This window comes from Streptomyces barringtoniae, assembly GCF_020819595.1.
In the GTDB taxonomy this organism is placed as follows: Bacteria; Actinomycetota; Actinomycetes; order Streptomycetales; family Streptomycetaceae; genus Streptomyces; species Streptomyces barringtoniae.
Window position 1 is genome coordinate 96632 of sequence record NZ_JAJHNP010000020.1, and the last position, 12085, is coordinate 108716.

The following is a 12085-nucleotide window of genomic DNA, read 5'->3' on the forward strand; positions in this document are numbered from 1 at the left end:
GTCTCTCAGCTTCCCGTGTCTCTCGTGCCGGTCTTCAGCGTTCTAGGCGCCCGTCGAACCGCCGGGGAAGGCCGAGGGGGTTGTCGTCCCGCAGCTCGTCCGGCAGCAGGGCCTCGGGCGCGTTCTGGTACACCACCGGCCGCAGCCACCGCTCGATGGCCGTACCGCCCACCGAGGTGGACGTGGAGGTGGTCGCGGGGTACGGCCCCCCGTGGTGCTGGGCCGGGGCCACCGCCACGCCCGTCGGCCAGCCGTTCACCAGGACGCGGCCGGCCAGCGCGGTCAGCTCGGCCAGGAGCTCCGCGCCCCGGCCGTTGCCTGCGGCTTCCTCCGCGGACAGCTGGACCGTGGCCGTCAGGTTGCCCGGAAGGCGGGACAGCACGGCCGCGGCCTCGCCCTCGTCCTCGTACCGCACCACCACGGTGACCGGGCCGAAGCACTCCTCCAGGAGCAGGTCGTACGCCCCCTCCTCGGTCAGCCTGCCCGCCGGTACCGTCAGGAACCCGGCGCTGACCGTGTGCTCGCCGCCCGCGCCCGGGGTGACCGGGGAGTCGACCCCGGGGAGCTGTGCGCGCTCGGCCACCCCGGCGACGAAGTTGTCCCGCATCCGGTGGTCGAGCAGCACGCCCGCCTCGGTGTTGCTCACCGCGGCCGTCAGGGCCTTGACCAGGCCGTCGCCCGCCGCGCCGGACGGCACCAGCACCAGACCGGGCTTCACGCAGAACTGCCCGACCCCCAGCGTCATCGATCCGGCGAGCCCGGTGCCGATCTCCTCGGCGCGCTCGGCGGCGGCGGCCTCGGTCACGAGGACCGGGTTCAGCGAGCCCAGCTCGCCGTGGAACGGGATCGGCGCGGGACGGGCGGCGGCCGCGTCGAAGAGGGCACGTCCGCCCCGTACCGAGCCGGTGAAGCCCGCCGCGGCGACCAGCGGGTGCCTGATCAGTTCGACGCCCGCCTCGAAGCCGTGCACGAGGCCGACGACGGCCTCGGGGATGCCGTGCTCGGCGGCGGCCCGGCGCAGCACCTTGGCGACCAGCTCGGACAGGGCCGGGTGGTCGGGGTGGGCCTTGACGACGACCGGGCAGCCCGCGGCGAGCGCGCTCGCGGTGTCGCCGCCGGCGACGGAGAAGGCGAAGGGGAAGTTGGAGGCGGAGTAGACGGCGACGACGCCGAGCGGCACCTTGTAGCGGCGCAGGTCCGGGACGGGCGGGGTCGCCGTGTCGTCGGGGTGGTCGATGACGACGTCGAGGAAGGCGCCCTCGTCGACGATGCCGGCGAAGGCCCGCAGCTGGTAGCAGGTGCGGGCGAGTTCACCGGTCAGCCGGACCGGGCCGAGGGCGGTCTCGGCGTCTGCGGTCTCGACCAGACCGCCGCCGGCCGCCTCGAGGCCCGCGGCGGCCGAGCGCAGGAAGGCGGAGCGCACCGTGCGGTCGGCGAGGGCGCCGCGTGCGGCGTGGGCCGCCCGGACGGCCGCGTCCACCTCCTGGGCTGTAGCCTCCACCGCAACCTGTTCACGCTGCTTCCCGGTACGCGGGTCGACACTCCAGACTGGTGCTGCTGCCACCGCGGGTCCCTCCAGTAAGGCCGCAAGAACTAGGGTCACCGATCAGCCGCGTTCGATATACTGAACGCTGTCTCTGATGATGAATATGCTGCTCGGAGACTATTTCCCGGCGATTGAAGGGGTCAAGGGCGATGTCGGCTGGCGAGACAGGCGCGGCGCAGGTCAAGTCCGCGGTGCGGACCGTTGAATTGCTCGAGTACTTCGCCGGCAAGCCCGGCATGCACTCCCTCGCGGCCGTCCAGGAGGCCGTGGGGTACCCCAAGTCCAGCCTGTACATGCTGCTGCGCACGCTCGTGGAGCTGGGCTGGGTGGAGACCGACGCGACGGGCACGCGGTACGGCATCGGGGTGCGGGCACTGCTGGTGGGCACCTCCTACATCGACGGCGACGAGGTGGTGGCCGCCGCCCGGCCGACCCTGGACCGGCTCTCCGACGACACCACGGAGACCATCCACCTGGCCCGGCTCGACGGCACCAACGTCGTCTACCTGGCCACCCGCCAGTCCCAGCACTACCTGCGCCCCTTCACCCGGGTCGGGCGCCGGCTGCCGGCCCACTCCACCTCCCTCGGCAAGGCGATCCTCGCCACGTACACCGACGAACAGGTGCGCAAGCTGCTGCCGGAGACCCTGCCCGCGCTCACCGAGAACACCATCACCGACCGGGAGAAGCTCATCGAGGAGCTGCGCCAGGTGCGGGAGCAGGGCTTCGCGGTCGACCGCGAGGAGAACACGCTGGGCCTGCGCTGCTTCGGCGTGGCGATCCCCTACCGCACCCCGGCCCGGGACGCGATCAGCTGCTCGGTGCCGGTGGCCCGGCTGACCCCCGCCCACGAACAGATGATCAAGGACGCGCTGTTCGACGCGCGCGACCGGCTGACCCTGGCGACCCGCAGGCTCTGAGCGGGAAGGTGGTGGGCCGGACGCCCGTGCCGTCGTAGGCTCGGGTCCCATGGAGATCGCGCTGCGGGCCGTCGAGGACAGTGACCTGCCGGTGTTCCACCGGCAGATGACCGACCCGGTTGCCGTCCGGATGGCCGCGTTCGGCCCGGAGAACCCGTACGACCGGGACGTCTTCGCGGCCTACTGGCAGCGCGTGCGCGACTCCGCCCACGTGCTGCGCACGGTCCTGGCCGACGGCGAGGTGGCCGGCAACGCGGCGGTCTACGGGGTGGCCGGCGAGCGCGAGGTGACGTACTGGATCGACCGCGCCCACTGGGGCCGCGGTGTCGCCACGGCGGCGCTGCGGGCCCTGCTCGCCGAGGTGCCCGAACGGCCGCTGTACGCGCGGGCGGCGGCCGACAACGCCGCGTCGCTGCGGGTGCTGCACAAGTGCGGCTTCCGCGAGACGGCCCGGGCCCGCGGATATGCGAACGGGCGGGGCCGGGAGATCGAGGAGGTCGTGCTCGTCCTGGACGACTGAGCCCCTCCCCCGTGCGGCGGAGACGGATCGTCGGTCCGCAGGAGGTGAACGCCCCTGCTCGCGCGGGAGCGTTGAGCCATGACGATCTCAACCGCCCCTGTCCCCGCCGGTGTCTCCGCCGGGCGGCGCTCGCTCCGGCTCGTCGCCGTCGCCGCCTGTCTGCCCTATCTGTCCCTCAAGGTCGCCTGGATCGCCGGGAGTCACCTCGGCATCCCGGCCGGCAGCCCGTTGCTCGAGCACCGGCTGACCATGATCCTCGCCAACGGACTCACGGTCTTGATGGACGCGGCCGTCGTGGTGCTGGCACTGCTGCTGACCCGCCCGTGGGGACAACGGGTGCCGGCCTGGCTGCTCGCGGTGCCGATGTGGCTCGCCGTGGGACTCCTCGCGCCCATCATGGTGGGCTTCCCGCTGCAACTCGTCCTCCACGGCACCGGCGGCGGGGGCGGCGGCTCGGGCGACAGGCCGTTCCTCGACGACTGGGTCTTCGGGGTGGTGTACAGCGGGTTCATCGTGCAGGGGCTGGCGCTGGGGGCGCTGTTCACCGGGTACGCCCGCGACCGCTGGGGGCACCTGTGGCGGGGGCGGATGCGGGAGCTCCCGGCCGGGGGCGCGGGCGGGGCGCAGCGGCGGACGGCCCTCGCGGCGGCACTGCTCGCGCCGGTCCCGGGCGCGGTGCGGCTGCTGCGGGCCTGCGGGGCGGCCGCACCGGACGGCAGCGGCGACCGGTCCATGCAGTGCGTGTACGTCCTCTTCCTCGCCGCGGCCGTCACCGGTGCCTGGCAGCTCGCCTTCCGCCGGGGCGGTGCGCTGCCGGTCGCCGTACCGCTGGCGTCGGCCTGGATCGGCTCCGGGGCGGTGGCCTGCTGGGGCGGATGGATGTCGCTGGCGGTGGTGGTGACGGGCGACCGGCCGGCACCGCTGACCGGCCTCGCCTACGCTGGACAGATGATCACCGGTTTCCTCGTGGCGGCCGTCATCGCCCGCTTCCTGACGGACCGGCCCGTCAAGGCGCCGCAGTGACAGGGGCGTTGGGGCTGCTCCTCGGCGGGCGGGCGCGGCGCCGCTGGATCCATCTGATCCTCGGCGGCGCGCTCGCCATGCCGTACGTCCTCGTCGGCTCGGTGATCGTCGGGCCGCTCACCGGCGTGGACGACGTCTTCCGGTCCCTGCCGCTCCAACTCGGCTCGTTCGCCGTCGGGTTGCCGATCGCCGCCGTCACGTCGCTGTTCCCGCTGACCAGGCCGCTGGAGTCGGCGGCGGTGAGGGCCCTGTGCGGGATCGACGCGGACTCGCTGGCCCACGGCCCGGCCCGGACACGTACCGAACGGGCCCGTACGGCGGCCTGGTTCACGCTGCACCTCGGCCTCGGCGGGATCATCGCCGGGATGTCGCTGGCCGTGCCGCCGTTCGCGGTGGTCCTGATCGTCCTGCCGGTGTTCGCCGGGCTCCGCCGCTCCCCGCTCGGCCTGCCCCATGTCCTCGACCACGGCTGGGCGTTGGCGCTGTCCCCGGTCGCGGGCCTGGCCATGCTGCTGGGGCTCGCCGCGTGCGCGGCCGGCTGCGGGGCCCTGCTGGCCCGCTGGGCGCCCGCGCTGCTCGGGCCCACCCCGCAGGACCGGCTGGCCGCCGCCGAGGCCCGCGCCGCCGACCTCGCCGTACGCAACCGGCTCGCCCGTGAGCTGCACGACAGCGTCGGCCACGCCCTGAGCGCCGTCACCCTCCAGGCGAGCGCGGCCCGCCGGCTCCTCGGCACCGACCCGGAGTTCGTCCGCGAGGCGCTCGCCGCCATCGAGGAGACCACCCGGCGCACGGTCGGCGAACTCGACGCCGTGCTCGGCGTGCTGCGGGACGGGGACGCGCCGGGCACCGCGCCCGCGCCGACCCTGGAGAGCGACCTGGAGGGGCTGCTGCGCCGGACCCGGGCCGCCGGGCAGCCCGTGACGGCCACCGTCGGCATCGAGCCGGCCGCCGTGCCGCCGCTGGTCTCCCGGGAGGCGTACCGGATCGTGCAGGAGGGCCTGAGCAACGCGCTGAAACACGCCGGCTCGCCCGTCGCCGTCCGCATCGCCACCGCCGACGGACACCTGGAGATCACCGTCGAGAACCCCCTGGGGGCCGGTCCGGCTCCCCGCCCAGGCGGCGGCCACGGTCTGCGGGGCATCGCCGACCGGGTGCGGCTGCTCGGCGGCACGGCTGAGGCGGGACCGTCGGCGGACCTCTGGCGCCTGTCCGTACGGCTGCCCCTGGCCACGCCCACGACACCACCCGGCCCGCTCACCCGACCGCTCCCGAAGGGATCCGCATGACCCGGCCCGCCATCCGGCTCGTCCTCGCCGACGACGAGCGCATGGTCCGCACCGCCCTGCGCGCCATCCTCTCCGCCGAGCCGGACCTGGAGGTGGTCGGCGAGGCCACGACCGGCGCCGAGGCGGTGTCCGTGGTCCGGGAACTGCGGCCCGACGTCGTGCTCATGGACGTGCGCATGCCGGAGGTCGACGGCATCCGGGCCACCGAGCAGCTCGTCGCCACCATGGCGGAACCGCCGCGGATCGTGGTCGTGACCACCTTCGAGAACGACTCCTACGTGTACGACGCCCTGCGCGCCGGAGCCGCCGGCTTCCTGCTGAAGCGGTCCGACGCCGACGCCCTGGTGCAGGCGGTACGGCTGGTCGCGCGCACCGACAGCCTGCTGTTCCCGTCGGCCGTCCGGGCTCTCGCGGCCGAACACGGGCGCAGGGCAGCCCCGTCCGCGCCCTGGGTGAGCAAACTCACCGGACGCGAGCGCGACGTGCTGCGGCACATGGCCGACGGACTGACCAACGCCGAGATCGCCCGGCGGCTGGAGGTGGGCCCCGCCACCGTGAAGTCGCACGTCGCGGCGGTGCTGGCCAAGACGGGCACCCGGGACCGCACACAGGCGGTGATCGCCGCGTACGAGGCCGGTTTCCTGAGCGTGGGATGAGAAAACGGGGCGTACGGGAACGATCGCCCCCGTCCCGATCGTCTTCGGAGCGGGATGAACAAGACGATCAGGCGGGCGTCCGTCTTCGCGCTGCTGCTCGTGCTCGCTCTGCTGGTCAGGGCGACCTGGGTGCAGTTCTACGACGGCAAGGCCCTCGCGGACGACAACGACAACCGGCGCAACGCGATCCAGACGTACTCGCGGCCGCTCGGGAACATCATCGTGGCCGGGAACGCGATCACCGGTTCCACCCGGACCAAGGGGAGCGACCTCGCGTACAAACGGACGTACACGGACGGCAGGCTCTACGCGGCGGTGACGGGCTACGCCTCGCAGGCCTATGCCCCCACCCAGCTGGAGGGCATCTACAAGGACCTGCTCAACGGCACGGACAACCGGCTGAAGACCGTGCTGGACACGCTCACCGGCAAACGCGCCGACCCGGGCAACGTGCTCAGCACGATCGACCCGGACGTGCAGAAGGCGGCCTACCGCGCGCTCGGCGGCAAGAAGGGCGGCGCCGTCGCGATCGACCCGAAGACCGGCAAGATCCTCGCGGCGGTGTCCACACCGTCGTACGACCCCTCCGCGCTGACCGACGCCAACACGGCCGGCTCGGCCTGGAAGCAGCTCAACGCGGACAAGGACAAGCCGCTCACCAACCGCGCGCTGCGCCAGCCGCTGCCGCCGGGCTCGACCTTCAAGCTGGTCGTGGCGGCGGCCGCGCTGGAGGACGGGCTGTACAAGAACGTGGACGAGCGGACCGACAGCCCGGCCCCCTACACCCCGCCGGGCACGACGCACGTCCTGGTGAACGAGAACAGCTCGGCGCCGTGCAAGAACGCCTCCATCCGCGTCGCCCTGCAGTACTCCTGCAACAACGTCTTCGGTCACATGGCCGTCCAGCTCGGCCAGGACAAGGTGAAGGCGATGGCCGAGAAGTTCGGCTTCAACGACGACAAGCAGGACGTGCCGGTGCGGGCCTACGCCAGCGTGTACCCCTCCGGCATGGACCAGCCGCAGACCGCGTATTCCGGCATCGGCCAGTTCGACGTCACCGCGACCCCGCTGCAGATGGCCATGGTGTCCGCGGCCATAGCCAACGGCGGCAAGCTGGTCTCGCCGCATCTGGTGTCGCAGATCACCGACAGTGGCGGTGATGTGCTGCAGAACTACGACGACAGCGCGGACGCCAAGGAGATCGTCAGCTCCTCCACGGCCGAACAGCTCCAGTCGGCCATGGAGACGGTGGTCAAGGACGGCACCGGCACGAACGCCCTGATCGACGGCGCCACCGTCGGCGGCAAGACCGGCACCGCCCAGCACGGCGAGAACAACAGCAAGACGCCGTACGCCTGGTTCACGTCCTTCGCCAAGTCCGACACCAGCGGCAAGGAAGTGGCTGTCGCCGTGATGGTGGAGCAGTCGGACGCGGCGAGGTCGGAGGTGAGCGGTAACGGTCTGGCGGCGCCGGTGGCGAAGGCGATGATGCAGGCGGCGCTGAAGTGAGCTGCCCTCACTTCACCCCGAGAATCTGCTCGACCGGGTCGATCGCGAAGTACACGAGGAACAGCGCCGACACGGCCCACAACAGCCAGTTGACCTCCCGCGCTTTGCCCAGCACCGCCTTGATGACGACGTAGGACAGGAAACCGGCCCCGATCCCGTCGGTGATGGAGTAGGTGAACGGCATCGCCGCGATGGTGAGGAACGCCGGGACGGCGATGTCGTACCGGTCCCAGTCGATGTGCTTGACGTGGGTCATCATCAGGAAGCCCACGGCGATCAGCGCGGGCGCCGCCGCCTGGAGCGGGACGATGGTGAGCAGCGGGGTGAGGAAGAGGGCGAGGCCGAACAGGCCGCCGGTGACGAGGTTGGCGAGGCCGGTGCGGGCGCCCTCGCCGACGCCGGCCGCGGACTCGATGTAGGCGGTGTTGGAGGAGGCGGAGCCGAGACCGCCGACGGCGGCCGCGGCGCCGTCGATGAACAGCACCCGGCCGATGCCGGGCACCTGCCCCTTCTCGTCCAGCAGTCCGGCCTCGGCGCTGATGCCGACGATCGTGCCCATGGCGTCGAAGAAGTCGGACAGGACGAGGGTGAAGACCAGCAGGACGGCGGTGAGGACGCCGGCCTTGGCGAAGCCGCCGAACAGGCTGAAGTGACCGATGAGCCCGAAGTCCGGTGCGGCGACGATCTTGTCGGGGACCTTGGGCGTGGTCAGGCCCCAGCTCTTGATGTCGGCGACGGCGTTGACGATGATCGCGACGACGGTCATCGTCACGATGCTGATGAGGATCGCGCCCTTCACCTTCCGGGCGATGAGCGCGACGGTCAGCAGCACGCCGAGACAGAAGACGAGCACGGGCCAGCCGGTCAGGCGTCCGACGGCGCCCAGTTGGACGGGCACGGTGGTGTGCGCGGCGTCCGGGATGCGGCTGACGAACCCGGCGTCGACGAAGCCGATGAAGGCGATGAACAGGCCGATGCCGACGCCGATGGCCTGCTTCAGCTGCTGCGGGATCGCGTTCATGATGGCCTGCCGCAGTCCGGTGAGGACCAGGAGGCAGATGAGGAGGCCCTCCAGGACCACCAGGCCCATCGCGTCGGGCCAGCTCATCAGCGGGGCCAGCTGGAAGGCGACGACGGCGTTGAGGCCGAGGCCGGCGGCGATGGCCAGCGGGAGGTTGCCGCCGACGCCCATGACGATCGTCATCACACACGCCACCAACGCGGTGGCGGTGACGAGTTGGCCGGTGTCCAGCGTGTGCCCGAACTTGTCCTTGGCGCTGCCCAGGATGATCGGGTTCAGGACAAGGATGTAGGCCATGGTGAAGAACGTGGCGAAGCCGCCGCGTATCTCCCGGCCGAAGGTGGATCCCCGCTCGGAGACCCTGAAGTACCGGTCCACTGACATGGTGCCACTCCTCGTGACCTGGTGATCGGCTTGCGGATGCTGGCTGGATTGTTCCCCCGTTCAACCTGTTTCAGGTTTTCCCTGTGTTACGGAATCCGGTTCGGTGGACCACACGTTGTCCGGCCCTCCGTACAGTCACTCCCGGAGCCGCACCGAGAGGAGGTCACCCGTGGGTACGGTCGTCGACGACGCCGCCTCCGTGGAGTTCCACGCCTTCTTCGAACGGCACCACACCGAACTCTCCCGTCCGGCCGCCCTGTTGACCGGGGACACGGACGCCGCCGACGACCTGGCGGCGGACGCGCTGGCCCGCACCCGGATCCGCAGCGCGGTGCGCGAACGCCGCAGGATCGCGCTGTTCTGGCCGCACCGCGAGGAGAGGACCGAGAACCCGGACGTGGCCGGAGTCGTGGACGTACAGGAGGCGCTGCGCAGACTGCCGTTCCGCAAACGGGCGTGTGTGGTGCTCCGGCATGCGTTCGACCTGTCGGAGAAGGACTGCGCTGTACTGCCGGCGGGCGTGTCTACACGGTGACCGGTGACTTTGCCGCGCACGGCGGCTCGGGCGGGTGACTCGTGAGTCACGGCTGCCGGACTCTCGTGAAAACAGCCGAACGGTCCGGGAGCCCATCGGCCCGGCGCACTGGACCGGCCAGTGGCCGGCCCCCGCCACGGCATGGTGCCGCCGGTGACGGGGGCCGGGTACGAGCGGCTGCTCAGGACGTACGGTCGGCGCTCAGCTGACGAAGTACGTCGGGTTCGGCAGCTTGTACGTGCGGTCGGCGTAGCCGCCGTCGAGGTCCGAGTACTGGTCGCCGAAGTTGGCGATGATCTCGTACCCCAGGTCGTCCTCGATGTGCTTGCGCGTCCCGGACTTGTACTGCACGGTCGTGCAGTTCCAGGCCGTCGGGGTGGCACAGTCGCTCAGGTAGGCCGGCGGGTTGGCCTTGTCCTTGAGGAACATGTGGTCCGTGTCGAGGTTCACATCGGCGCCGACCTTCTTCAGGTTCGCGACCGCGGCGGCGCGCTGGGCCTCGCTCAGGCCGGAGTTGTAGAAGACCTCCACGCCCTTGGACTCGGCGTACTGGACCAGCTCGGGGCTGCCGAAGACGGCCGGGCGGTCGGCGCGGTTCACGTAGTCGTTCCACGTGGTGGGGTTGTACGTGTAGTTGTAGCGCTTCTCGTAGTCGAGGCTGAGCAGCAGCGTGTCGTCGACGTCGAAGACGACGGCCGGCTTCTCACCGTGACGGTGCGCCTTGCGGGCCGCCTTGTCGATATAGCGCTTGGCGTCGGCGTCGATGCCGGCCAGGTCCTGGGCGTACGGGCTGTCCGGGGACGCCTGATAGACGCCGTTGCTGTCGGCGTGGGTGCCGTAGTAGGTGTCGATGTCCTTCACCAACTGCCCGATGTTGTAAGGCTCGTGGGTGGAGTTCGCCGTCGACTGCCCGGCGGTGGCCACGCCCGCGCCGTACAGCGCGACACCGGCGAGAGCACAGGCCGCACCGGCGGCAACGACTCTGTGGGACTTCCGCATGGATTCTCCGGATCTGGTGGATGAGAGTGATGTACCAGGTCAGGGACCATCTACGCGCATAACAACCTGCGCTGGGAGGCCTGTTATCCGATCGATACAGTGTTCTGCGTGATCAGCGCGCACGGGCAAGGGCACCGGGAGAACGAACCCGGGTACCGGCCGGAGGACTCCGCCGCGGACGGCGCTCTGTGCGACGTCTGCACCGAGCACGCCACCATCCCCGCGCTGCTCCGCCGGCAGCCGCCGGCCCGCGGGTTGACCCAGCGTGTCCTCGGCAAGCTGCTCACCGTGGACATTCCCGGTGCGAACGAGCTCAGGGCGCAGGTCGCCGAAGCTCGCGTCACGAGGCGCTGGGGAGAAGGGTCTCCGAGTGTGGATCTGGTCGTGCCGGAGTGGCTCCCGGCGGCACCGGTCGCCGACGGCCTTCTTCCGGTCGTCGGCAGGGTGCGGAACGGCTCCGGGGAGTTCATCGGCGAGCTGCTCGTCTGGGTGAGCGGCGGAAGGCTGTCCGCGCTCGAGTTCGCCTGGTACGGCGACGACGCTCCGACGGAGCTGCCGGAGCCCGGTCTTGTCACGGTGACGGTCGAGTGAGGCGGAGAGGATCGAGGACATGAGATTCGTCAGGACGCACTGGCAGGACCACGGATTCTTCGTCGACCCCACCGCCTACCTCGCCGAACTGCCCCGCCTGCGTGGCGTTCTTCCGCCGGGTGCCTGGGCGTTCGCCTCCGAGCCGGGGCACTACGACATCCCCGGCGCCGTCCGCTGCGTGAAGGATCTGGAGCTGGCCGGGATCCATCCGGCGACCGACAAGAGCGGGCGGCTGGTGCTGGAGTTCGCGCCGAACCGGTTCAAGCACGACTCGGGGCTGCGCATCAGCTACTCGGGCGTGCGGCACTTCTCCATCGACCACCACCATGCGATCGACTGGTTGCGCGTCGACACCGTGCTGCTCGACGAGATCCTCCCTGAGGAAGAAGCCGGCGAGGACGGTGTCGAGGGGGGTGGCTGTGTGCACGAGATCGCACTCACCGACGCCTCGATCACCGTCCGGTGCCAGGATCTCCGGGCCGAGTGGGGCAGCCCGCGCTGATCCCGGGCGTCGGTTCATCGTCGCGCCGGTCGTCGTTGCTCCCCGTCGTCAGGAACGTCGTGTCCGGCAGGGAGCCGTCCGGCTTGCGGGCGCCGTATGTCGCCGTGACGTCGGTGGAGATGATGGAGGGGGCGCTGACGCCGGAGTCCCAGTCGTTGCCCGCCCACGGGGAGAAGACCAGCGCGCGGCCCAGCGCCCGCCCGGCGAGGGTCTGGTTGACGATGAGCGCCGGCGCCAGGCCGAACAGCGGCTGCAGGCCGGCCTCGACCACGACCCACTTGGCGCTGAAGGTCAGCGTGTCCCGGAACCGGGGGTCGTGGGCGAAGATCTGCGTGAAGTTGCCGAGACCCGCGAAACCGTTCCGCCACGGCTTGGTCGGGCTGTAGTTCTCCAGGCTGTAGTAGAAGACGCTGAGCACCGGGCAGGCGATGAAGCCCAGCAGGGCCGCCGGGGCGATCAGCAGGTACGGCAGCCTGCGCGGGGTCGCGGAGGCACGGCGCCGCCGGGGTGGCGCGGGCGGTTCCGCCACGGCTGCGGCTTGGGGCTGTTACAGCGGGCACAGGAAGCGCTTGCCGCATACGCATGGGTGACGC

Annotated in this window: 11 protein-coding genes and 2 pseudogenes; 9 read left to right on the forward strand and 4 right to left on the reverse strand. The window is 71.3% G+C overall.

Annotated elements, in window-relative coordinates:
• Window positions 1-34: 34 nt before the first annotated feature.
• Window positions 35-1564, reverse strand: a complete 1530-nt coding sequence (locus tag LMU33_RS30785; protein ID WP_228624004.1) for an aldehyde dehydrogenase (NADP(+)) — start codon at window positions 1562-1564, stop codon at window positions 35-37.
• 131 nt (window positions 1565-1695) lie between these two features.
• Here LMU33_RS30785 and LMU33_RS30790 point away from each other — a divergent pair, with 131 nt between their 5' ends.
• The 6 genes from LMU33_RS30790 to LMU33_RS30815 all read left to right on the forward strand — a co-directional run bounded on the left by LMU33_RS30790 (window position 1696) and on the right by LMU33_RS30815 (window position 7460).
• A complete protein-coding gene (locus LMU33_RS30790) occupies window positions 1696-2466 on the forward strand; it encodes an IclR family transcriptional regulator (RefSeq protein WP_228624006.1) in 771 nt (256 codons plus the stop codon).
• Between the two features lie 49 nt (window positions 2467-2515).
• Window positions 2516-2986 (forward strand): GNAT family N-acetyltransferase, encoded by a 471-nt coding sequence (locus LMU33_RS30795; protein ID WP_228624008.1) that lies wholly within the window; start codon window positions 2516-2518, stop codon window positions 2984-2986.
• Between the two features lie 78 nt (window positions 2987-3064).
• The gene (locus LMU33_RS30800) at window positions 3065-4009 is read left to right on the forward strand and encodes a hypothetical protein (RefSeq protein WP_228624010.1); all 945 of its coding nucleotides are present in this window, start codon (window positions 3065-3067) and stop codon (window positions 4007-4009) included.
• Window positions 4006-5295 (forward strand): sensor histidine kinase, encoded by a 1290-nt coding sequence (locus tag LMU33_RS30805; protein ID WP_228624012.1) that lies wholly within the window; start codon window positions 4006-4008, stop codon window positions 5293-5295. Before LMU33_RS30800 ends, LMU33_RS30805 begins: the two co-directional genes overlap by 4 nt.
• Complete coding sequence (locus LMU33_RS30810; RefSeq protein WP_228624014.1) at window positions 5292-5951, forward strand: response regulator transcription factor; 660 nt, start codon at window positions 5292-5294, stop codon at window positions 5949-5951. Before LMU33_RS30805 ends, LMU33_RS30810 begins: the two co-directional genes overlap by 4 nt.
• A gap of 54 nt (window positions 5952-6005) precedes the next feature.
• On the forward strand, window positions 6006-7460 hold the full coding sequence (locus tag LMU33_RS30815; protein WP_228624015.1) for a peptidoglycan D,D-transpeptidase FtsI family protein: 1455 nt from the start codon (window positions 6006-6008) through the stop codon (window positions 7458-7460).
• Window positions 7461-7467: 7 nt separating this feature from the next.
• Here LMU33_RS30815 and LMU33_RS30820 read toward each other — a convergent pair whose 3' ends face one another.
• Window positions 7468-8865, reverse strand: a complete 1398-nt coding sequence (locus tag LMU33_RS30820; protein ID WP_228624017.1) for an NCS2 family permease — start codon at window positions 8863-8865, stop codon at window positions 7468-7470.
• A 169-nt stretch (window positions 8866-9034) separates the two neighbouring features.
• Here LMU33_RS30820 and LMU33_RS30825 point away from each other — a divergent pair.
• A pseudogene (locus tag LMU33_RS30825) lies at window positions 9035-9391 on the forward strand (SigE family RNA polymerase sigma factor); the annotation flags it as partial.
• A 210-nt stretch (window positions 9392-9601) separates the two neighbouring features.
• Here LMU33_RS30825 and LMU33_RS30830 read toward each other — a convergent pair.
• Window positions 9602-10399, reverse strand: coding sequence for an HAD family acid phosphatase (locus tag LMU33_RS30830; protein ID WP_228624019.1), 798 nt, complete (start codon window positions 10397-10399; stop codon window positions 9602-9604).
• 108 nt (window positions 10400-10507) lie between these two features.
• On the opposite strand from LMU33_RS30830, the gene LMU33_RS30835 reads away from it, so the two are divergent.
• Together LMU33_RS30835 and LMU33_RS30840 are read left to right on the forward strand one after the other, a co-directional pair.
• A complete protein-coding gene (locus LMU33_RS30835; RefSeq protein ID WP_228624021.1) occupies window positions 10508-10990 on the forward strand; it encodes a hypothetical protein in 483 nt (160 codons plus the stop codon).
• 19 nt (window positions 10991-11009) lie between these two features.
• Window positions 11010-11492, forward strand: a complete 483-nt coding sequence (locus LMU33_RS30840; protein WP_228624023.1) for a hypothetical protein — start codon at window positions 11010-11012, stop codon at window positions 11490-11492.
• Window positions 11493-11652: 160 nt separating this feature from the next.
• Here LMU33_RS30840 and LMU33_RS30850 read toward each other — a convergent pair.
• A pseudogene (locus LMU33_RS30850) lies at window positions 11653-12021 on the reverse strand (carbohydrate ABC transporter permease); the annotation flags it as partial.
• Between the last annotated feature and the right edge of the window lie 64 nt (window positions 12022-12085).

What these genes read in the sequence shown, in the direction of transcription:
- LMU33_RS30790 (WP_228624006.1), top strand. Translation starts at nt 1,696, where the DNA reads ATGTCGGCTGGCGAGACAGGCGCGGCGCAGGTCAAGTCCGCGGTGCGG.
- LMU33_RS30810 (WP_228624014.1), top strand. Translation starts at nt 5,292, where the DNA reads ATGACCCGGCCCGCCATCCGGCTCGTCCTCGCCGACGACGAGCGCATG.
- LMU33_RS30840 (WP_228624023.1), top strand. Translation starts at nt 11,010, where the DNA reads ATGAGATTCGTCAGGACGCACTGGCAGGACCACGGATTCTTCGTCGAC.
- LMU33_RS30795 (WP_228624008.1), top strand. Translation starts at nt 2,516, where the DNA reads ATGGAGATCGCGCTGCGGGCCGTCGAGGACAGTGACCTGCCGGTGTTC.
- LMU33_RS30820 (WP_228624017.1), bottom strand. Translation starts at nt 8,865, where the DNA reads ATGTCAGTGGACCGGTACTTCAGGGTCTCCGAGCGGGGATCCACCTTC.
- LMU33_RS30800 (WP_228624010.1), top strand. Translation starts at nt 3,065, where the DNA reads ATGACGATCTCAACCGCCCCTGTCCCCGCCGGTGTCTCCGCCGGGCGG.
- LMU33_RS30815 (WP_228624015.1), top strand. Translation starts at nt 6,006, where the DNA reads ATGAACAAGACGATCAGGCGGGCGTCCGTCTTCGCGCTGCTGCTCGTG.
- LMU33_RS30830 (WP_228624019.1), bottom strand. Translation starts at nt 10,399, where the DNA reads ATGCGGAAGTCCCACAGAGTCGTTGCCGCCGGTGCGGCCTGTGCTCTC.